Here is a 22,701-nt window from a genome sequence, read left to right as displayed (position 1 = left end):
ATTGTTACCTTTTATGCATGATTTCTCCATCCACAACCGTCATGGTTACCGTTGCATCAGCGAGCTCATGAGATTTTAATGCAAAAAGATCTCTATCGAGAACCGTAAAATCTGCTACAAAACCGGGCTCAATCAAGCCATGAGTATCTTCCCTGGCTATTGCCTGGGCACTTCCTTTTGTATATAAAGAAATGGCTTCATATACAGACAGTTTTTCCTCCGCCTGATACACTTGATGATCGTAGGTGGCACGGCGGTCAACGGCTGCACGGATTCCTAGAAGCGGGTTAATTTCTTCTATAGGCGCATCTGACCCTCCTGCACATAGAATTCCTGCATCAAGCAAAGTCTTCCATGAATATGAATTTTTCAGGCGTACGTTACCAATACGGTCCATCACCCATGGAAAGTCGGATGAAACAAATGTAGGTTGGATATCTAAGACTACATTCAGATTCTTCAGTTTTTCCATTAATTCTGGTCTTAGGATTTGAGCATGGATGATTCGGTCTCTTTCGCCGTTTTCCAATGGATTCTCTGCAATGGCGTCGGCCACTGCTTCCACCGCTCCATCCCCTATTGCGTGAACCGCTACAGGCATGTCACGCTTTCTCGCTTCATTCACAAGTGCTGCCAGTTCTTTATCTGTATGAATCGCTACGCCATAGTTGTCTGGGTCATCCGAATAAGGTTCCGTGAGCCAGGCTGTTCTTCCACCGAGTGCCCCATCAGAAAAGATTTTCAACGCCCCAAGTTCAACAAATTCAGTTCCTTTCTTATAACCCAGCCTTTCTTGATCAACATCTTCTATCACACCATGATGGACTAGCAGATGGGCTCTGAACTTGTTCTCCTTTCCATCAATGACATCTGTAAAAGCGTCATACGTTTTCTTGAAGCCACCGTAATAATTCAGATCTTCACTATGGCCTCCGACTAAGCCAAACGTATGCATATCTTTGACAGCAAGCTCGGTCGCCTTTCTAAGGTACTCAGGAGTAACTTCAGGCATAGCAGCCTTGATCAAGTCTTGTGCCTTATCATGAAAGTACCCGGTCGCTTCACCTTCCTCATCGCGCACAATCACCCCACCCTGTGGGTCTTCCGTATCACGTATAATACCAGCTAATTCCATCGCTTTCGTATTCGCCAATAGAGCATGTCGACATACACGCGTAAGCATCATTGGGTGATCTTGGGATATCTCATCCAACTCATCTTTATGTATTATCCTCTTCTCTCCCCACTGATTCTCGTTCCAACCGTCTCCAATAACCCACTCTCCAGGATTCAGCTGTTCCGTATGCTGTCTGAGTGCCTGTTTTACCTCCTCCGCTGATTTCATGAACGATAAATCAAGACGCATCAGCCGTTCCCCATGCCCAATGATATGGAGATGACTATCTGTGAATCCAGGGTACATAACAGACCCTTTCAGGTTATGCTCTTCTGTAATCTCGTCTTGATAACGGGAATAGAGCTCCTGTGTATCTCCTACTGCTGTAATTTTCCCCTCATTTGTCACCACAGCTTCCACCCATTGGCCTTCGTTTTTCATCGTGTAGATCTTGCCACCATACCAAAGTTTCACAGCTAGTTCATCCTCTCTTCATTTTAGTACTACATATATCATACTTCAGTTGTAAAAAGAAATAAAAAAACCCACCGCAGCTAGTGCGGCGGGTGATTGGTTTATAGTAGATCACTAAATTCATTAGATTCTTGCTCGTTATTAGAGGTACTCACTTCAATCGTGTACGTTTCCTCTACTGCACGATTAATATCCTCACTGAAATCAGTATTGGATTCGTAATAATTGGCATTTTCCCTAGTTGGTTTTGTTTTAGGGGCCTTTGGTACAAACACTGTACAGCAATCTTCGTATGGACGAATAGAGATATCATAAGTTCCTATTTTTCTTGAAATATCAATGATCTCTAGTTTATCCATAGAGACGAGAGGGCGTATGATCGGGTAGTTTGTTACTTCGTTGATGGTATTCATACTTTCCATCGTCTGACTAGCTACTTGGCCAAGGCTCTCTCCAGTAGTAAGCGATAGTATACCTTGCTTCTGTGCAATTCTTTCGCTAATCCTCATCATCATTCTTCTCATGATCGTCATGCTGTAACCAGAAGGCATTTCTCTATGAATTTTTTGCTGTACAGCTGTAAAGGGAACGACGTGAATCTTAATGGACTTACCAAACCTTGATAGCTCTTTAGCAAGGTCAATCACTTTTTGCTTTGCACGGTCACTCGTGTAAGGCGGTGAGTGAAAATGAATGGCTTCGATTTGTACTCCGCGCTTCATCGTGAGATAACCTGAAACAGGGCTATCAATACCGCCAGATAGCATGAGAAGTGATTTTCCTGTTGTCCCAACCGGAAGTCCGCCAGCACCAGGATAATCCTGGGCTGTAACGTAAGCAGCGTCGTGGCGCACTTCTACTTTGATTTCCACGTCAGGGTGATGAACATCCACTCTCACGCCATCGGTGTTTTTTAAAATATGCCCACCAAGAAGCGGGTTTAAGTCCGAAGATTGTATCGGAAAATCCTTATCCGTACGTTTTGAAGATATTTTAAATGTTTTGGCATCCTTCGCATCGTGAAAGGCTAGAAGGGCTGCTTCTTTCAACTGCTCTTCAGTCTTTTCGACTTTGACTGCAAAGCTTAGACTGTGGATGCCGAAAACTTCCTGACATTCCGCCATCACTTGATGCGGGTCTTCTCCGTTTAGGAGAATGTACATCCTGCCTCTTGTCTTTGTAATTTTCGTATTTGGAAATGCTTTTAATTTTATGGAAAGGTTATGCTTGAGCCGCTGTTCAAAGGCTTTTCGGTTTTTGCCTTTTAAAGCCATTTCACCATAACGTACCATGATTTGATCAAAGTTCATGTTTATCTCCCCATTGTTGGTTGTAGTTTTTTGATTGTATCTTTAAGAGCATCGATGAACGTGAGTATCTCATCTTTCGTATTTTGATAGGATAAACTTACTCTGAGTGCTGAGGTTGTGCGAGAACGATCCAAGTTACAAGCTTTCAAAACAGAACTAACATCAGGCTGCTTAGAGGAACAAGCAGACTTTGTCGAAATAAAAATATCTTTTTCGCCTAAGTCGTGAATGACTACCTCAGGCTTGTATCCTGGAATAGAAAAATTGACGATATGAGGGGCACCATCCTCTGGCGAATTGATGACAACTTCATCAATTCTTGTTAACTCGCTCCACAGTGTTTCGCGGACAGACCTCAGTTCCTGTAGTGATTGTTTTTGAGTTTCCAAATTCAATCTTAGTGCCTTTACAAAAGCAACGGTTCCAGGCAGATTTTCGGTTCCTGCGCGTACTTCTATTTCTTGACTGCCTCCGTGTAATAAAGGAAATAAGGAAACGTTTTTTTGTACAATTAAAGCACCTGTTCCTTTTAACCCGTGGATTTTATGTCCGGAAATCGTACATAAGTCTATGCCCGAACCTTTGATTGGCAGATTGATCTTGCCGAGACCCTGGACATGGTCCACGTGGAAAAACAATTTTGGGTATTTTCTTAAGATATTCCCAATTTCCTGAATAGGCTGAACCGTTCCTAGTTCATTGTTTACGGACATTATACTAACTAAAATCGTGTCCTCTCTTATCGCTTCTTCTACTTTCTTCGGATCAACTATTCCATGACGGTTTACATCTATATATGAGACTTCAAAACCCAATGACTCTAACGCACGGTATGCTTCCATTACAGAGGGGTGTTCGATTTTAGAAGTAATTAAATGCTTCCCTCGATCCTGGTGCATAAATGCAATTCCCTTAATTGCCATATTATTTCCTTCTGTTCCACCTGAGGTGAAAATTACTTCCTGAGGATCTACTCCCAGTAAGTGAGCAGCTTGATTTCTAGAATGCTGCAGCAAACGTTCAACTTCACTTCCAAATCGATGGACAGATGAAGGGTTTGCATAATATTGATCAGCTACTTTTTGATAGCTTGCAAGCACTTCAGGCAATGGATGGGTCGTTGCGCTATTATCTAAATAAATCATGGGCCATGTACTCCTTTATCACAAATTGCAGTCCACTATATTATCATAACACTATTGAAAAATAAATACTTGCAACCTAAAAAACACCGGGTTTTGCTCAGCAGCAAAACCCGGTGTTTTATTCCGTTATCCTTTGCATCTAATCCTTCTAGGAGGGGATTGATTCTTATCTTGCCGTCTCCCCTGACGTCTACGAACTATTTCTCAACAAGATTTTCGTTGCAATGATAAACCTGGTATCTTTTTTCACTGTACCTTGCTCAGTGTTCTCCCCGATCTGAAATGAGAAGCCAGCCCTCTTCTAGCATGGATGTACTGGGAAGGTTTGCTTCAAGACTTCAACGGTTGAATCCGATGATAGATTAAATACGAAAACGAAAACCCATAAAGTCCAGCCAGTATTCTTCTTTTACCACTTTCTAAACAAGTACTTGTTCTTTCTCTTCAATTCGAGAAAGTGCGTCTGGATCTACTTCTTTCATTGCTTCTGATGCAAGCTCAAGTGCTTCTTCATAGCGATAAGAACGGAACTCATTCTCAGCTTCAAGCAGTTTGGCTGCAAGAATTGGGTACTTGCTTTTATAACGGTTCCCATACTGAATAAGACGTTCAGCATAAGATGCTTTTTGCATAATTTTTTCTGCATGTGCATGAAGGTTTTCTGTAAGCTCTTCGGCTTCTTGCAACTTCGTTTGTACTTCCAGCATATCAAGAGGCTGCTTTTCAAGACTTAAAAACGCCTCATCCATTTGCTCACTAGCTGCTTTCATATCTTCATAGATCGATGTCGGTATTCCCGGGATGTTACTCCTCTTTAATCGCCGATGTGTTTCCAGAAGTAATTGTTCCATGTTAGAGAGCTTTGTTTTCGCGTCTGTTTCTTCTTTCCGAAGGGTCTGGATCCGCTCATTAAATTCCTCATGTTTCTCCTGTAATTCATTTAATTGTTGCTGTAGATGACGAAGCTGGTCGCGAATTTCTGTATAGGCCGTTTTTCCATCCTGTCTCTTATGGTCAACGCTTGATACCTTGTTTCTTACCTGTGTGTACCAGGATTTTATTCCTCGGTACGTTTCTACGTCATCATCATCCAGCTGGTAAGCCGTTTGTGTTTCTTCAAGTTCTCTCTCAGTAGCTGTAATAACTTGAGTCAGACGATCCAGTTGAGCCTGAATAGGTTCATATTGCTTTTCGACAAAATTATGAGCAACAGCTTCATTTTCTAATACTTGATACATTTCTTGTATTCTGGTTTCGATTTCAACAATTAACTCTTCAACATCGGTCTGATCGCCTTTTTCTAACTTATCTACACTCTCTTGTAGTAATCCTTCATACTTTTCAATCTCGGGATAGTAATCTAAGTGTGAGATCCTGTAGCCTTCTGCTTCCATCTCTTCCAGTCCATTTTTTAATTCATTTAGTAATTCAGGCAACTCAGCATTTGCTTTTCGGTATCGATCAGGAAACAAAGAGATCTCTTCCTGAAGTAAAAGAAGGTCCTCTCTTATCGACTGTACAAGCGAATTAGCCTCAATGTAATCGCCTTGAGCTGTCAGCTGCTCATATTCTTGTAATCTATTTTCCAAACCCTCTACGCGAGTTTCAAAAAATGCAATCGCCTTACCAAACTGATAGCGGTTGTGAATGAGAGCCTTAGATAATTCCTTTAGTTCTGGTTCAAGTGATTCGATCTCGGTTCTGCTTTTCTCTTCAGAATCCAAGAGATTCTCCAATTCTTCAAACATTTTTTGAATATCATCTTCAATACTCATAAGTTTATTCTCAGTCTCTGCTAATACTTTTTTCACATGTCTCCACTTATACTTATCCGCAGCTTCTTCTGCATCAAAAAGATTCTCTTCCAATGCTGGAAGTTCTTTTGTAAGGATCCGATCCCAGCGGCTTCTCCATTTCTCAAATCTTTCCTGGGTTTCTCCTGACAAGTTCAAGCTCTTGACCTTGGACAACTCTTCCGTTACTCTACGATTCATGATATCCATCTTCCAACTTTCAAGACGATCGACTTCATCATAAACCTTTTTACGCCAAATCAGTCCTACAATGAACAGCACGATCAACAGCAAAATAGCCCCAATGACGAACTTCATAAACAGCCTCCTTACAAGTTCCAAGTCCACGTATGTATTACGACCCGTTTATTAATTAATTGTATATAATGATACCATGTAAAGAGTGTTTTTGGCTAAGATATTTCAAAATAATTAGCGTTTTGACAAAAAATTCAATTTAAAAAGGAGATTTCAAAATGAGAGACGGACACATCCATTCTCCCTATTGTCCACACGGTACGCGAGACTCGTTCTCATCCTATATTGAACACGGAATTGAATTAGGATATAAGACGATGACATTCACCGAACACGCTCCATTACCTGAATCTTTTAAAGATCCTGTTCCCTCCAAAGACAGTGGAATGAAAATGGAAGACGTTGAAGGTTATATCTCCGACCTTAAAAAGCTTCAAGGCGAATACAAAAAGGACATAGATATTTTTATAGGATTCGAGATGGATTACATTGAAGGATTTGAAAAGGAAATAGAGAAGTTTTTAGATACGTACGGTCCTCAAATGGACGACAGCATTTTATCCGTTCACTTTTTAAAAGGACAAGACCAATGGTTTTGTCTCGATTACAGTCCAGAAATGTATGAATCCTTAATGAGGGATCTTGGCAGCAACAAGCTTCTGTATCAAAGGTATTTCGACGCATTGACCAAATCAGTGAGCGCAGACCTGGGCGCGTATAAACCAAAACGAATTGGTCATATGACGCTTGTAAAAAAGTTTCAAAATTTATTCCCTTCTCCTGAAGGATGGGAGAACAGTGCTGTTGAATTGTTAAAGAAGATTAAGGATGAAGGTCTGCAGCTTGATTACAATGGAGCTGGAACACAAAAACCCCATTGCAAAGAAACCTACCCGCCTCTAAAAATTGCCGAGCAGGCTTCTGCTATGGGAATTCCTTTAATCTATGGGTCTGACGCTCATAAATTTACAGGTCTTAAACAAGGTTTCCAGCAAGTAAACACTGAAATCCTTACGCTTTAGCTGCGAGTTTTTGTACTGATTTATAGGAAGTCATCAATTCACTGTAGACCTCAACAAAGTGATTAATGGATGCCTCTGTGATGAATGGATCTTTAAACTCATGCGGCATCATCAATGGTGCGTTCAGCAAACCTTTCAGCTGGAGAAGGCAGAGTTTTTCCTTAAAAGTTATTTCCATCTGAGAAGACTTGCCAAAAAGAATCTGTGTGAGCAGATGATTTTCTTTTGCAAGATAAGTGACAAGCATTTCTCTCGCAAAAACTGTATTCAAAGAAAGCTCACGATACAACAAACAGGATAGTTGATAATTTGTTTGATTGTAATGTAGAATTTTTCTCACTAATGACTCCAGTCGTTCATCGACTTCTGAGTAGTATTCATTCTCAAGAATATCTAAATAAGGTTCAAAATAGCTGATAGCCAAAGACTCAAACAAACCTTGTTTACTCTTAAAGTAATAGGAGATCAATGAAACGTTAACATTCGCTTCTTTAGCAATGTCTCTTACAGAGGTTCCGTTGAATCCTTTACTATAAAAAAGGCGGCAGGCAACATCTAGCACTTTTTGACGTGTGTCATTCTGTCGGTTCATCCTTTTTCCCCCTCTTGGACTTATTCGTTATTGGTAGAAGGAATCCTTCCTTAATCGTACATCAAATACCGACATGTCCTCTAGGGTTTTTGTCGAATCCACATTACCAAGGAGGTATTTCTATGTTCCAATCTGAATTATATACTGGCACAAAGCACGAAAATTACGACCTTCTTCTCAAACAGCTAAAAGCTTTGATTGAAGATGAAGAAGATGATATTGCTAACCTCTCTAACGCATCTTCCCTGCTTAATCAATTCTTAGATGACGTCAATTGGGTGGGCTTCTATTTATGGAAACAAGACCAGCTGGTACTTGGACCCTTCCAAGGCCTCCCAGCATGTGTTCGCATTCCTTCAGGCAAGGGAGTTTGCGGAACCGCGATTGCTGAAAGAAAAGTTCAACGTGTCCAAGACGTCCATGCTTTCCCTGGTCATATCGCATGTGACGCAGCCAGCCAATCAGAAATCGTAGTTCCTATATACAAAAATAATGAAGTATACGGTGTCTTGGATATAGACAGTCCCTCAAAAGGCCGCTTCGATGAGGTGGATGAGGAATTTTTAACTAAGTTTGTTGAAATACTTCAGAACCACCTATAACCTTGAGAAAACCCTTGTTTTAAATTAGCGAAGGTTTTTTCCGACCTTTGCTAAGTTTCAGTGATCATTGTCGTATTCCTTAATTAGCATTAGACAAGAGTGGTCTATTAATATCTTTCTATCATTTCCCCTTGACTTCCTATAATAAAAAAATTATAATGGTCGTTGTGTAAAATAAATGGCAGCCTATGTGAGCCGGCGTTGTCATCATTTTGTTCCTCTATTATGAGGTGCATCGTGTAACTCTCTGCTGCTGGAGCGATGGTGCATGAAAACATAATGAGCAACGTTACAAGGACACACTGTTTTTATTTTATGCGAAATAAAATAAAAAGGAGGAAATCCCAATGGCACGATATACAGGTCCGACTTGGAAAAAGTCACGTCGCTATGGTATTTCTTTAAGTGGAACAGGTAAGGAACTAGAAAAGCGCCCTTACGCTCCAGGACAACATGGTCCAAACCAACGTAAAAAGCTTTCTGAATATGGTCTTCAGCTTCAAGAGAAGCAGAAGCTTCGTTTCATGTACGGTTTGACTGAGCGTCAATTCCGTCGTCTATTCGAAGAAGCTGGTAACATGAAAGGTATCCACGGTGAGAACTTCATGATCCTTCTTGAATCTCGCTTGGATAACATCGTTTACCGTCTAGGCCTAGCTCGTACGCGCAATCAAGCTCGTCAGCTAGTTACTCACGGTCACGTTACTGTTGATGGTGGACGCGTTGATATCCCATCTTACCGCGTAGCTCCTAGTCAAGTTATCGGACTTCGTGAAAAATCTCAGAAACTTAACGTTGTCGAAGAGGCTATCGAAGTGAACAACTTCGTTCCAGAATACCTTACTTTCGACGAAGACAAGCGTGAAGGAACGTACACTCGTTTCCCTGAGCGTTCTGAGCTTCCTTCTGAAATCAATGAAGCTCTTATCGTTGAGTTCTACTCTCGTTAATAAGTTTATTGAAAACCCATCGCTGTTGCGATGGGTTTTTTATTTTTTATATAGACTTACTGATCTTCAAGCCAGTCAAAAATAACATTCACAATAATATTCTGCTGTTTTTCTACTGGAATAGCAGCCATTTCATCTCCTTTTTGAGAACCATACACGCCGAATTGCGCGTGGTTCCCTCCATCTATCTCGTAAAATACCGCTTTATCAGATAACAACGACTCCTTTTCTTTTATTTCCTCTACAGTTGAGAGCCCATCATTTTCAGCAAAAATGGATAACATCGGTAGATCAGAATCAGCATAGCTATTCCCTTTACTAGGATACGAAGCTAAGAAAATAAGACCTTCCACCTTTTCAGGATGACTTTGAGCGAAAGAGGCCGCAGAGACGCCTCCTAGAGAATGGCCTCCAACATACCATTTTTCAATCGACTTATATTTATTAATAGCTTCTTCTGCCTTATTTATATTGAACATTGGTAAATTCAACATTACATCAGGGATCCCTACAAGGTACCCTTTGTTTGAAAGCTTCTCAGCAATGTAACTGTAAGCTTCTGGCTCTACTTTTGCACCTGGATATAAAATAATCCCCGTCTTTTTGCTTTCTTCTGGCTTGTAAATGACCCACCCCTCTTCATCACTCACCTCTTGAACTAATTGATCAAGTTCCTTAGAAGGTTTATAGGTTATTTGGGACCAAACGTAAAAACCTAATCCCAGAATTATAATAAGAGATACAAATATGAACAAACCATATCTAATGAGATTTTTCATACTTTAACATTTCCTTTAACGGTTATTTTCACACTCCTTCACTCATTATATATAACTTTGCACAATTACCCTAACCTCTAGTTTTATTTATCTATCCCTTACCTATTATTTTCCACTCATTTCTCATGATTTTGTATGATCCCCTTGCTCCCTTTGAAGGTTATCTAAAAAAGCGATATACTTTTACACAATATTTAGAATTCATTGGTACCCTTTCATTCTTCATCCAGAGGTGGCTGTATGTACAAATCCCGTTTAAAATTACGTACAATTATCATTCTTTTCGTATGCCTTGTAGTATCAGTTTCATTGTTAATCACTGGTTTATTGATTAGAAATACGACTACAGAGAATATTGAGACTCATTTACAGGAAAAGGCAATGACTGTAGCGAGAACTGTAGCTGAATCGACCGTTGTTGAAAAACGCTTACAAGGGAAAAAGACAGAGGAAAGTATTCAGAGTTACGCAATGACCATACAAAAAGCATCTGATGTGATGTTCGTTGTTGTGATGGATTTAGAGGGTATACGCTATTCTCACCCTGACCCGAAACGAATCGGGAACCATTTTGTAGGAGGCGATGAAAAAAGGGTTTTACAGGGTGAAGAATATACATCTCGATCCACAGGTACATTAGGTAAATCATTACGAGCTTTTACACCAGTCTATAATGATAATGGAAACCAATTGGGTGCAGTTTCCGTAGGTATTTCCTTAGAAGCTGTAGAGGCTTCTATTCAACGGAGTCAAAAACAGATCTTAATAGGTTCTATTTTGGGCGCAATGGTTGGTATCATCGGTGCATTCCTTCTTGCCAATTATATAAAAAGGAGCCTTTTCGGGCTTGAACCTCATGCCATTGCCAGAATCCACGAGGAAAGAAACCAAATGCTGCACTCTGTACACGAAGGCATCATAGCTATCGATAACGAAGCAAAGATTTTACTGGTAAATAAATCTGCACGTCAAATTTTTGAAAAAGCTGGCCTAGGCAGAAAAGACCCGCTCGGAATGAAAATTCAAGATTTTCTTCCAGGTACCAAGCTGGACCAGGTTCTTACAGACACAGAAAGTGATATTGATAAAGAACAATGGATTAATGGTGTTTCAGTTATTACAAACCGAGTCCCGTTAGTCATTAATAATCATACGATCGGTGCCATTGCGACTTTTCGAGATAAAACAGAAGTGAACCAACTAGCTGAACAGTTAACCGGAGTTCAAATGTATGCCGATACTCTAAGAGCACAGTCCCATGAATTCATGAACAAGCTTCACGTTATATTAGGAATGATCAAGATGGAAAATTATGAGCAGGTTAATCACTATATTAATCAGTTGGTAGACCACTCCACCCACGAAGTGGGGAATATAACCCGTTATGTAAAAGATCCCGTATTCGCTGGCTTTTTGATTGGTAAAATGAGTTACTCAAGAGAAGCCCAAGTCCACTTGAAAATTAACTGCGAAACTGAAATTCCTGTTCCACGTGACAATAGTATTACCCATGAACTAATCACGATCCTTGGCAACTTGATTAATAATGCAGTAGAAAGTGTTATGATGAAGGGCATTAAGGAAGTTTCCGTCAATCTTTCCGTAATAGATGAACTCCTCACCATTGTTGTTAAAGATAATGGGACAGGTATTCCAGAGGAAGAGCAGAAAGTCATCTTTGAGAAAGGAATATCCACTAAAGAAGGAAAAGATCGGGGCTTTGGTCTTCATATAACCAAGCTAAGTGTAGAAAAATTAGAAGGTTCTATTGAATTAAAGTCCTCGCCTGATGCTGGTTCAATATTCACGATTATTATTCCTTATGACGAGGAGGTATCGGAAATTGATTAGAACACTCATCGTGGAAGATGACCCTATGGTTGCTGAACTAAACAAACAATATTTAAATAAAATAGAGGGGTTTCAGCTGATAAACACTGCTTCAAATGCTGAAGACGCTTTAGAATACTTAGAGCAGAACAAAGTAGATTTACTATTGTTAGACGTATATATGCCTGGTTTAAATGGCATTGATTTATTAAGGAAGATCCGTCAACAGAATAAAGATATTGATGTCATCCTAATTACAGCCGCTTCCCAAATTGATCAGATACAAAATTCTTTAAGACTTGGTATTATCGACTATTTAATTAAGCCTTTTGAGTACGAAAGGTTTTGCGAAGCTCTTAACGAGTATAAAAACAGCCGCTCAACTTTCCTCCAAAAGGATAAAATCAGTCAGAAGGAGTTGGATAGACTCCTCCAAAAAGCGAAAGATTCTCCAAATGGCCATTCTTCTACAAAAGTGTTGCCTAAGGGATTAACAAAGAACACTCTCAAAACAATTCAACAATCTATCATATCTCATTCTCCTTCCCCCTTCTCTACTGGAGAGATCGCAGAGTCGACAAATGTATCGCGAGTTTCAGTAAGGAAATATTTAAAGTTTTTAAAAGAAATCAACTACTTGGAAGAAGACCTGGTTTACGGTGTCGGAAGACCTATCTATCAGTACCGCCTAAAAAAACATAATTCATCTGTATTAAATCCTTACCTTTAAAAAAGCAGCCCTTAACGGCTGCTTTTTTTAATTACAATACTATCAATACTTACAAATCATATGAAAATCTCAGTAACTTTCTTATGATGAACTCAATCAACTGAAAGCGTTTACTTTAATTCTACAAAAGGAGTGTTATTAATGGCACAAACAGCCAGAAATTTGGATTATACTCAGCAGGAAGAACACACGTTAACGGAAGAAACACCACAGAAGAAATCATTTTCTATCTTTGGAATGCCAGCTATATGGTTCGGGATCTTTGGAGCAATAACACTTATCAGTTTGTACACAGGTAATTTGCCTGGAGGAATGATCGGAAGCTTACTCTTAATGATGGTTTTAGGCGAATTATTTGGTTGGATTGGTGACAACACGCCTATAGTAAAAACATTTTTAGGCGGGGGTGCGATCGTGGCTATCTTTGGAGCTGCATTCATGGTATATATGGGATGGCTACCCGGGGAATCTGTAACTACTATGACTCAGTTCATGAAAGACGGTGGATTCTTGAACTTCTATATTGCCGCTTTAATTACAGGCAGTATCTTGGGGATGAACAAAAGAATACTTGTAAAAGTTGGATTACGATATTTCATTCCTATTTTTGGAGCTATTGTTGGCGCCGTGCTTATTGCGGGGTTATTAGGAAGCCTTGCGGGATTTTCTTTAAGAGATGCTGTGTTAGTTATCACTATGCCAATTATGGGTGGAGGAATGGGAGCCGGAGCTGTTCCTATGAGCCAAATTTATTCTGAGATCATGGGCAATGATCCAAGCTACTATATTTCCATTCTAGTTCCTGCCTTGGCTTTAGGTAATGTATTTGCAATCGTATTAGCAAGTATACTTAATCTTCTTGGGTCCAAAGTTCCTTCTCTGACAGGTAACGGCAGATTGATCAGTGGTTTTAAATACGAAGAAGAAAAGCATTCATATGACATTCAGAAGATGGGAATTGGACTTCTAGCAGCTATTACATTTTTCGCTGTAGGAGGTTTATTAGGAGATTACATCCCACTTCACCCCTACGCCCTTATGATAATTATTGTTGCCATAGCTAAAGTCGCTGATCTTATTCCTAAAAATGTAGTCGAGGGAGCGAGCCAGTGGTATAAGTTCGTAGCTTCCAACTGGACACTGGCCTTGTTGTTTGGTATCGGTATTGCCTATACAGATTTAAGTACAGTACTACAGGCATTGACCCTACAGTACATTTTGACCGTTTTTGGAGTAGTATTTGGAGCCATTCTTGGTGCTGGCCTCCTTGGGAAACTTGTTGGATTTTATCCTATCGAATCAGCTATTACCGCTGGGTTGTGTATGGCTAATATGGGCGGGACAGGCGACGTGGCCGTACTTTCTGCTTCAAAGAGAATGGAACTTATGCCTTTTGCACAAATTTCCTCTCGGTTAGGCGGCGCCATAATTCTCTTACTCGCTGGATTAATTATTCCACTATTTTAGCAAAGATCTAAAAAATATACCGCATATAGAATTTGAGAGGCTGAAAGCTAATGGAAGTAATTCTTATTGTCCTGCCAGCATTTATTATTTTTTCGATAGGATATATTGGACAGAAAAAAATAGGCTTCGACCGAAAATCAATTTCGACAGCTGGTCTTTATTTAATGTACCCCTTTCTAGCTTTTCGTACCTTTTACAATAACGACGTGACATTAGATTACTTTTATATCGTCTTGTTTTGTTTAGGTTTAATGTTGATACTCATCGTTATCGTAACTCTCGTAACTAGAATCCAGAAAATGCCGAGGTCCAAATCCTCGGCTTTTATCTTATCAAGTGTTTTTATGAATAGCGGTAATTATGGAGTTCCTATTATTTTATTCGCTTATGGGGAAGCTGGAGTGAAATATGCCATCATCATGATGGTCATTCAATCCTTATTGATGAATACCGTGGGTCTTTATTATGCTGCAAAAGGGAGCAGCTATAGCACCCATACTATGAAAGAATCGCTTGTAAAAATCATGCGTATGCCCATTAACCATGCTGTTATTCTTGGGTTATCCACCCAGTTATTTGATTGGACTGTTCCGACATTTATTATGCAAGCTGTAAATCTTGTTGCTGATGCTACTATTCCTACGATCATGCTTGTATTAGGAATGCAGCTTGCTGCTCTAAACAAAGCAACTGTCAAAAGGGTTGATCTTGTAACAATTAATTCTATCAGATTAGTATTATCACCTGTTATTGCCGTGATACTGACTTCCATAATTGGCGTCGATCCCGTGCTTGCAGGTATTTTGGTAGTACTTGCTGGAATGCCCACTGCGGCAAATACTACCCTTTATTCTCTACAATACAATACTGACCCGCAACTTGTATCCTATAGTACCTTTTCTTCAACTTTAATCAGTGTTGTCACTGTTCCACTTCTTCTATGGCTGGTAGGTGCTGTATAAGATATTTGGGTTTTATGGATATTCAAGAAAAAGCCTCACAGTACAGAGCCTGTGAGGCCTTTTCTAGTTATTTGTAACGAATAAGGAAGTATTTCTTCTTCCCTCTGCGAATAATTGTAAAACGATCTTCAATTCGGTCATTCTCATTAATGGTATGCTTCATATCCTGATTGCGCTCTCCATTAATGTAGATAGCTCCATTACTAATGTCTTCTCTTGCCTGACGCTTGGAAGAAGAGATCCCCGCTTCCACTAATAGATCAAGCAATTGTGGGTCTTTCACTTCAGAAGTGAAGGCAGGAACATCTTTAAATCCCTGCTCGATTTCCTTACCGCTAAGCGTTTTGATATCTCCACTGAAGAGGGCCTCAGTAATTCTTTCTGCTTGGTTCAAAGCTTCTTCATCGTGTACAAGTTTTGTCATCTCTTCAGCTAGACGTCGCTGAGCCACACGTTTTTCTGGCTGGTTTTCTACCTCTTTTTCTAACTCAGAGATCTCCTCCATGCTCAAGAACGTGAAGTATTTTAAGAATCTGATAACGTCGCGGTCATCAGCATTAATCCAGAACTGGTAGAACTCGTAAGGGGACGTTTTCTCAGGATCTAACCAAACCGCACCACCTGCTGTTTTACCGAATTTAGTCCCATCTGCCTTCGTAATTAGAGGCATAGTCATTCCGTAAGCTTTCACTTCTTGTTCGCCTGCAGCTGTACGGCGAAGCAACTCAAGACCTGCGGTAATGTTGCCCCACTGGTCACTTCCTCCAATTTGCAGCGTACAGTTCTCTTTTTCGTAAAGCTTCTGAAAGTCAAGGGATTGAAGAATCATGTAACTGAATTCTGTAAAGCTGATTCCCTGTTCGATTCTTGACTCAACAGAATCTTTAGCTAGCATGTAATTGACTCCGAAATGCTTTCCCGTGTCTCTTAAAAAATCGATGATTGTCATTTGTGATAACCACTCGTGGTTATTTCGAGCTACAGCAGCGTTTTCTCCTTCTTCGAAGTTCAAGACCTTTGCAAGCTGATCCTTAATTCTTTCACTGAACTCTTTTACTACACTCGCTTCATTCAATTGCCTTTCCGAAGACCGTCCACTTGGGTCACCGATCATTCCTGTACCTCCGCCGACTAAAGCAATCGGACGATGTCCAGCCTTCTGGAAACGTTTGAGCATCAATATTGGAAGCAAGTGACCAATGTGAAGGCTGTCTGCAGTAGGGTCAAACCCACAGTATAAAGTCACTTGGTTTTCCTTCAAGTGCTTTTCAAGACCTTCTTCATCGGTTATTTGATTCACAAGTCCTCTTTGATGTAAATCCTTCAATAAATCCATTTCCCTCACTCCTTCTGTCTTTTTCATGCATGGCAATTATCAATTAGAATTGAGCAATAAAAAAAGAGACCTCCTCCCTGAAAAAGGGACGAGGTCTCTTCGCGGTACCACCCTTGTTGCACATTTAGTGCCACTTCTATAGATAACGGCTTTATATCACCGTCTTCTGATTCATACCAGAAGAATGCTCCAGGTCGTAATTCAAAAACAAATTTGTACTGACTCGCACCAGCCGTCAGCTCTCTGTACCAGTGATTTGTTTTCTACTCCAATCCTTCAACGCACGATTATAAACTGTGTAGTACTATATTTATCACATCTATAAGTAAAAAGCAATAAAAATCGCGCTTGGAAATATGTCCTAACTGAAGGGCCTGTGTTATAATATAGAGTGGATTTTTTAGGAGGTATTATTATGTCTAATAACCAGAAGAACGGACGAAATAAACTGGATTTTGAGTCATTAAAGTCGACTTTTATCACTTTATGGCAAAAAGGAAAAATCCAAAGAAACTCACGGATCACCTTTGATGTCGTTTGGAACGTTATCTTATTTTTCATCATCATTGGTGTAATTGGTCTCTTTTTTGCTGGAGGTGTCGGTGCTGGTTATTTTGCCTCTCTTGTGAAAGATGAATCTATTAGAAGTGAAGCAGAAATGAAAGATAGTATCTACAATTATGCTGAAACTTCAGAGATTTATTTTAACGATGAAGAAACGATGCTAGGTAAAGTACAATCGGACCTTTATCGTGAAGAAGTGCAATTGGACCAAATTAGCGACCATCTGAAACATGCCGTCATTGCTACAGAGGACGAATATTTTAACGAACATAACGGTGTTGTTCCAAAAGCGGTCATGCGAGCAATCGTACAGGAAGTGACAAACTCCTCGGTAAAAACCGGAGGAAGTACCCTGACCCAGCAAATCGTTAAAAATCAAATCCTCACTAATGAAGTCTCCTTTGAACGGAAAGCTAAGGAAATGCTTCTAGCCCTTAGAGTAGAACGGTTCTTCGAAAAGGATGAAATCTTAGAAGCTTACTTAAATATCGTACCCTTTGGAAGAAATACGAACGGTCAGAATGTAGCAGGAGCCCAAACAGCTGCTGAAGGAATTTTTGGCGTTAAGGCAAGTGAATTGTCCATCGCTCAATCTGCTTTCATCGCAGGCCTTCCACAAGCCCCTTTTGCTTACACTCCATTCAATAACGATGGTTCACTCAAATCGAAGGAAGCTTTAGAACCAGGGTTAGACCGCATGCATGAAGTACTGGAACGAATGTATGAAGCAGAGTACATCACACAAGCTGAATATGATGAAGCACTCAAATTTAAGCTTACGAAAGAAAACCTTGCAGAAGATACAAAATCGGCTAATTCAAGGTATCCAGCTTTAACTCCAGAAATTGAGAATAGAGCTAAAGAAATCATCAGAAAGCAGCTGTTGAAAGAAAATGGACATACTGAAAAGGATCTAAAAGAGGACGATGCGCTAGCGGAAGAATACTATACTCTAGCAGAACGCCGTTTAGCCTCAGGCGGTTACAAGATTCATACAACAATAGATAAAGGAGTCTATGATGCTTTACAAAATGTAAGAGATTCCTATACTCAAAGCGATCGTTACTGGCCAACACAGCAAAGTGAGATTAAGAAAACTGAAGATGGAGAAGCTATGACACTCCCACTTCAATTGGCTAGTATGGTTATCGAAAATTCCAGCGGAAAAATCTTAGGATTTATAGGCGGGGCGGATTTTGAGAAAGAACAATTAAATCACGCAACTGAAGCACATAGATCCATAGGAAGTACAGCTAAACCGATTCTAGTTTATGGACCAGCACTTGACTTGGGTGCCGCCCAACCTGGCTCGGTGATCGCCGATGTTCCTTACGAATACCCAGGCACAAACGATGAGCTAGAAAACTATTCTAAAACTCACCACGGTTTGGTAAGTGCGCGATATGCATTAGCAAAATCTTACAATATCCCTGCTGTTAAAACTTATGTAGAAATTCTTAACCAGAACCCTGTTAAGAACTATTTAGAAAAAATGGGGATTAATGTTACTGAGGATGATGACTATACCAACCCGTCAACAGCATTAGGTTCGTTCGCAGGAGAATCTCCTACACTTGAACAAACAACCAATGCTTATGCTACTTTTGCTAACTCAGGTAACTTCGTTGATGCTTATATGATCGATAAAATTGAAACGAGAGATGGAGAAGTCGTTTACGAACATAAAGCTGAAAAAACAGAGGTGTTTAGTCCACAAACATCCTACCTTACCATAGATATGATGAGGGATGTCCTGGATTACGGCACAGGTTCTGCAGTTCGAGGCAGGCTATCAAATCCAGGTGTCGATTGGGCAGGAAAAACTGGTACGTCTCAATTTAGGCGAGACTCCTGGTTTGTTGCAACAAACTCAAATGTTACTGTTGGAACGTGGACTGGGTTTGGTGAAGAGGAGCGAATAGATAATAGCTATTACAGCCGTACTCAGTCTATTTGGGCAGATGTCGTCAATGCAGCTTCTGAAGTTCGTCCAGACGTAATGATCCCAGACAGCGGCTTCCAAAGCCCTGAGGGAATTGTTACACGTAGCTACTGTGCAACATCTGGCTTACTAGCTTCTGACTTATGTTCATCAGTAGGGTTGTCACGCAGCGACATTTACAATGATGAATACGCGCCTACCAAAGTAGACGACAGCCTAATAAGTGGCGATTTTGTAAAAGTTAAAGATCAATTGGTCGTGGCAGGGCCTAACACCCCTAGAGAGTTCATTATGGACCAAGGCGGCGTAACCTTGAGCCCTGAATTCCTTGAGGACAAAGGATATACAAGTAAAGAGGTATTAAAAGAATTGCTACCTAATTCAGGCTCATGGTCAAATGTAGCCCTACCATCATCCAGCTCGATTGGTTCAACAAAATCTTCAATCGACAATGATGGACAGGCACCTTCAACTCCAGGCTCTGTATCAGCAAGTGGTTCTACCATTGATTGGAGTGCCTCTGCGAGCAGTGATGTAGTTGGTTATCGAGTCTATAAAGCGTCTTCCCCTGGTGGGTCATTCTCACTTATAGGCAGTACCGTTAGTACATCGTTAAGTTTCTCAGGAGAAGAAGGCATTTATGCAGTCAGAGCGGTGGACTACTTTGGAGAATCATCAGGATTATCTTCGACAGCGACTGTGGGTAATCCCGGGGCTCCTGAACCTGAGCCTGAACCTGCCCCGGAACCTGAACCCGAACCTGAACCCGAACCTGAACCTGAACCCGAACCTGAACAAAGTCAAGGAAACAATAACAACGGGTCTAACAGTAATGGGTCTAATAATGACGGTTCCAATGACACTAATTCAGGAAATTCAGGGTCCGGCGATGGTAACTCAGATAGCGGTTCTTCCGATAATGACGATTTGGGCAGCGAAGGGTCTGACAACGGTGGTTCCAGCGGAGAAGGCTCAGGGGACCAAGGATCTGACGATGGAAGCTCCAGCGGAGATGATTCCGGTAACACTGGCGGAGAAGACTCAGGCGGGAGTGAATCCGATGATGGAGGATCTGACGACGAAGGTTCCGGAGGTGACAACTCCGGCGATGACGGCTCCGAAAGCGGAGGATCTGGTGACGAAGGTTCTGATGAAAACTAAATTGATTACTAAGACTCCAATCTTTTTTAAAGATTGGAGTTTTTTATTCTCCAAGGTTAATTTAAATTCTATCTATATCATGTATAATGAATAAAAAGCCATAATTTTCTACTAATTCTGTCAGGTGGTGAGTGAATGAAGCATGAAAAGACCTATAATTTTGAAACATTCGACTCTGAGCATGGTCCAGTTGTAATTGAAGGACCTGTAACTTCTGAAGATATGGCAAACTACACCTTTGATGAAAAACTTACAGCCTTTCGCCCTTCCGAAAAACAGTTTGATGCCATTAAGAAAATTGCAGATTTCGAAGAAGGACGAATCATCATCGCGAGACATAACGAAAACATTATTGGATATGTAACTTATTTACACCCCGATCCACTTGAACGGTGGTCAGAAGGGAATATGGAAGATCTGATCGAGCTTGGTGCCATTGAAGTCATTCCGGGATTCAGAGGCTACCGTATTGGTTCGCGTCTGCTTGAACTCTCCATGAGAGATGACTACATGGAGAACTATATTATTATTTCTACTGAATACTATTGGCATTGGGATTTAAAAGGGACAAGACTGAATATTTGGGATTATCGTAAAGTCATGGAAAAAATGATGTCCGCAGGTGGCTTAACTCCCTCTCCTACAGATGATCCTGAAATCATCTCACACCCTGCAAACTGCTTAATGGTGAGAATCGGGAAGAATGTACCACAATCATCAGTTGAACAATTTGATCGCCTTCGCTTTCTAACAAGGCATCAGTATCGTGAATCAAGGAGGTAGTCGTTATGTTAGTGGAAGAGGTAATGAAGACGGACGTTATTACGTTAACAGCCCAGGACACAATTGAAACCGCTCTCAAATTACTGCATGAGAATCATATTAGGCACCTTCCTATCGTGGATGATGAAAAAAGAGTAATTGGGATTGTATCTGACCGTGATGTGAGAGATGCCAGTCCTTCCATTTTTGAAAAGGATACGGATCCAGAGGAATTAAAAAATCCAATTGAATCTATCATGACTTCTCCTGTTACTACTGTCCATCCTTTAGATTTCGTGGAGGAAGTGGCTTCTATATTCTACGAGCAGGAAATCGCATGTGTACCAGTAACTAGAAATGATATCCTCGTGGGTATTATTACGGAGAAAGATATGCTTTACACGCTTATACAGTTGACAGGAACTCATGTTCAAAGTTCTCAGATTGAGGTAAAGGTCATTAATAAACCGGGGATCCTTCCCCAGGTCACCCAAGTTTTCGGGAAAAGAAAGGTTAACATCAGCTCTGTTTTAATTTATCCATATAAGCCGGATCCGAAGTACAAAATCATTGTAGTTCGTATACAGACGATGAACCCGCTACCTACTATCGAAGACTTGAAATCAGAAGGCTACGAAGTGCTGTGGCCAAAAATGCCAGGGATGCAATCATGAGCTGTCATGCTGGTTTCGTTTTTTCGGACAAGTTTACAACTTATCGTTTTAGGGATGACCACCCTTTCAATCAGATGCGAGTTATTTTGACTAAAGAGCTGTTGGAAAACAGTCAAGCCTTACTTGACACCCATTTGATCTCACCTCGACTTGCAACAGAAGATGAATTGGCACTTGCGCACAGTAAAACCTATATACAAGCTGTTCAAAAAGCTAGTAAAGGGATGCTTTCGGAAGAAGAAGGAATGGAATTTGGGATTGGGACAGAGGATACACCCATGTTTGAAGGTATGCACGAAGCTTCGAAGCTGTTAGTGGGCAGTACTCTTTCTGCCATTGATGCTGTACTCGAAGGCCATGTGCAGCATGCTTTGAATCTCGGTGGTGGCCTCCACCACGGTTTTGAAAGGAAGGCATCAGGTTTTTGTATTTATAATGATGGAGCTGTTGGGATCAAATACATTCAAAAAAAATACGATTATAAGGTGTTATATGTAGATACAGACGCACACCATGGCGATGGTGTGCAATGGGCGTTTTATGATGATCCTAATGTTTGCACATTTTCCATCCATGAAACAGGAAGGTATTTGTTTCCTGGTACAGGAAATGTAAATGAGCGGGGCTTAAAAGAAGGATACGGTTATTCATTTAACCTTCCTATTGATGCATTTACAGAAGATGAATCTTTTCTTTACGTATATGAATCTGCCCTCAGAGAAGTTGTGGAGTTTTTTAAACCAGATGTAATCGTAACTCAAAATGGCGCAGACGCCCATTTTTTAGACCCTCTCACTCATTTAAGCTCTACGATGAAGATCTATGAAAAAATTCCACAAATAGCTCATGAACTAGCTCATAAATATTGCGAGGGGCGTTGGATTGCTCTTGGCGGCGGGGGTTATGACATATGGCGTGTTGTGCCCAGAGCTTGGGCTCAAATTTGGAAAGTCATGTGTGACGACATCCCTTTCGAAGGTAATCTGCCAGAGAAGTGGCTAGAAAAATGGCAAAAGGAGTCTCCAGTTCCTCTACCCGAGTATTGGCATGATCCGGATGGAAGCTACAAACCTATACCAAGACGGAAAGAGATTGAAGAAAAGAATGCTAAAATACTCGAAAAGTCTTTACAACTTATACTTAACCAAAAAAGGTTTAACAACTCTTTCTAGAAATCACTACGCCGTAACATAGTTTGCAATTTCACAAATAGGCCACTACAGTTCGTGTA

General features: G+C 40.6%; 18 protein-coding genes and 1 other annotated feature. Of the genes, 11 read left to right on the top strand and 7 right to left on the bottom strand.

Features of this window, described 5'->3' with window-relative positions; genetic code table 11:
* Positions 1-4 precede the first annotated feature (4 nt).
* From ACRYKC_RS16895 to ezrA, 4 genes are all read right to left on the bottom strand, one after another.
* Positions 5-1,591 carry an amidohydrolase gene (locus ACRYKC_RS16895; protein WP_433808464.1) on the bottom strand — a complete coding sequence of 529 codons (1,587 nt, stop codon included), beginning with the start codon at positions 1,589-1,591 and terminating at the stop codon, positions 5-7.
* 101 nt (positions 1,592-1,692) lie between these two features.
* Positions 1,693-2,901, bottom strand: coding sequence for a tRNA uracil 4-sulfurtransferase ThiI (gene thiI, locus ACRYKC_RS16890; RefSeq protein WP_433808462.1), 1,209 nt, complete (start codon positions 2,899-2,901; stop codon positions 1,693-1,695).
* A gap of 2 nt (positions 2,902-2,903) precedes the next feature.
* A complete protein-coding gene (locus ACRYKC_RS16885; RefSeq protein WP_433808460.1) occupies positions 2,904-4,046 on the bottom strand; it encodes a cysteine desulfurase family protein in 1,143 nt (380 codons plus the stop codon).
* Between the two features lie 419 nt (positions 4,047-4,465).
* Complete coding sequence (ezrA, locus tag ACRYKC_RS16880) at positions 4,466-6,157, bottom strand: septation ring formation regulator EzrA (RefSeq protein ID WP_433808458.1); 1,692 nt, start codon at positions 6,155-6,157, stop codon at positions 4,466-4,468.
* 158 nt (positions 6,158-6,315) lie between these two features.
* On the opposite strand from ezrA, the gene hisJ reads away from it, so the two are divergent.
* Positions 6,316-7,119 carry a histidinol-phosphatase HisJ gene (gene hisJ, locus ACRYKC_RS16875; protein ID WP_433808456.1) on the top strand — a complete coding sequence of 268 codons (804 nt, stop codon included), beginning with the start codon at positions 6,316-6,318 and terminating at the stop codon, positions 7,117-7,119.
* On the opposite strand, the gene refZ is transcribed toward hisJ, so the two are convergent.
* Positions 7,109-7,711 (bottom strand): forespore capture DNA-binding protein RefZ, encoded by a 603-nt coding sequence (refZ, locus tag ACRYKC_RS16870; RefSeq protein ID WP_085029266.1) that lies wholly within the window; start codon positions 7,709-7,711, stop codon positions 7,109-7,111. The two genes, hisJ and refZ, sit on opposite strands and share 11 nt — an antisense overlap.
* A 122-nt stretch (positions 7,712-7,833) precedes the next feature.
* Between refZ and ACRYKC_RS16865 the strand changes: the two genes are divergently transcribed.
* Positions 7,834-8,313: a GAF domain-containing protein gene (locus ACRYKC_RS16865; protein WP_433808454.1), complete on the top strand. Its 480-nt coding sequence runs from the start codon at positions 7,834-7,836 to the stop codon at positions 8,311-8,313.
* 347 nt (positions 8,314-8,660) lie between these two features.
* Positions 8,661-9,263, top strand: coding sequence for a 30S ribosomal protein S4 (gene rpsD, locus ACRYKC_RS16860; RefSeq protein ID WP_433808452.1), 603 nt, complete (start codon positions 8,661-8,663; stop codon positions 9,261-9,263).
* Positions 9,264-9,319: 56 nt separating this feature from the next.
* Here rpsD and ACRYKC_RS16855 read toward each other — a convergent pair whose 3' ends face one another.
* Positions 9,320-10,042, bottom strand: coding sequence for an alpha/beta fold hydrolase (locus ACRYKC_RS16855; RefSeq protein WP_433808450.1), 723 nt, complete (start codon positions 10,040-10,042; stop codon positions 9,320-9,322).
* Between the two features lie 240 nt (positions 10,043-10,282).
* Here ACRYKC_RS16855 and dcuS point away from each other — a divergent pair, with 240 nt between their 5' ends.
* From dcuS to ACRYKC_RS16835, 4 genes are all read left to right on the top strand, one after another.
* Entirely contained in the window at positions 10,283-11,893 is a 1,611-nt protein-coding gene (gene dcuS / locus ACRYKC_RS16850) for a DcuS/MalK family sensor histidine kinase (RefSeq protein ID WP_433808448.1), read from the top strand.
* A 10-nt stretch (positions 11,894-11,903) separates the two neighbouring features.
* A complete protein-coding gene (locus tag ACRYKC_RS16845) occupies positions 11,904-12,602 on the top strand; it encodes a response regulator (RefSeq protein ID WP_433808446.1) in 699 nt (232 codons plus the stop codon).
* 141 nt (positions 12,603-12,743) lie between these two features.
* A complete protein-coding gene (locus tag ACRYKC_RS16840; RefSeq protein ID WP_433808444.1) occupies positions 12,744-14,069 on the top strand; it encodes a 2-hydroxycarboxylate transporter family protein in 1,326 nt (441 codons plus the stop codon).
* A gap of 50 nt (positions 14,070-14,119) precedes the next feature.
* The gene (locus ACRYKC_RS16835) at positions 14,120-15,031 is read left to right on the top strand and encodes an AEC family transporter (protein WP_433808442.1); all 912 of its coding nucleotides are present in this window, start codon (positions 14,120-14,122) and stop codon (positions 15,029-15,031) included.
* Positions 15,032-15,098: 67 nt separating this feature from the next.
* Here the strand turns inward: ACRYKC_RS16835 and tyrS are convergent, their stop codons facing one another.
* Entirely contained in the window at positions 15,099-16,367 is a 1,269-nt protein-coding gene (gene tyrS, locus ACRYKC_RS16830; protein ID WP_433808440.1) for a tyrosine--tRNA ligase, read from the bottom strand.
* A gap of 81 nt (positions 16,368-16,448) precedes the next feature.
* Positions 16,449-16,656 (bottom strand) — a binding site (T-box leader).
* 126 nt (positions 16,657-16,782) lie between these two features.
* Here tyrS and ACRYKC_RS16825 point away from each other — a divergent pair.
* From ACRYKC_RS16825 to ACRYKC_RS16810, 4 genes are all read left to right on the top strand, one after another.
* A complete protein-coding gene (locus ACRYKC_RS16825) occupies positions 16,783-20,034 on the top strand; it encodes a transglycosylase domain-containing protein (RefSeq protein WP_433808438.1) in 3,252 nt (1,083 codons plus the stop codon).
* Between the two features lie 135 nt (positions 20,035-20,169).
* The gene (locus ACRYKC_RS16820) at positions 20,170-20,817 is read left to right on the top strand and encodes a GNAT family N-acetyltransferase (RefSeq protein WP_433808436.1); all 648 of its coding nucleotides are present in this window, start codon (positions 20,170-20,172) and stop codon (positions 20,815-20,817) included.
* Positions 20,818-20,822: 5 nt separating this feature from the next.
* On the top strand, positions 20,823-21,470 hold the full coding sequence (locus tag ACRYKC_RS16815; protein ID WP_433808434.1) for an acetoin utilization AcuB family protein: 648 nt from the start codon (positions 20,823-20,825) through the stop codon (positions 21,468-21,470).
* Positions 21,467-22,642, top strand: a complete 1,176-nt coding sequence (locus tag ACRYKC_RS16810) for an acetoin utilization protein AcuC (RefSeq protein ID WP_433808432.1) — start codon at positions 21,467-21,469, stop codon at positions 22,640-22,642. Before ACRYKC_RS16815 ends, ACRYKC_RS16810 begins: the two co-directional genes overlap by 4 nt.
* Positions 22,643-22,701 lie beyond the last annotated feature (59 nt).

This window comes from Halobacillus sp. A1-3 (assembly GCF_050971765.1).
GTDB lineage: Bacteria > Bacillota > Bacilli > Bacillales > Halobacillaceae > Halobacillus > Halobacillus mangrovi_B.
This window is presented reverse-complemented; position numbering and strand designations above follow the sequence as displayed.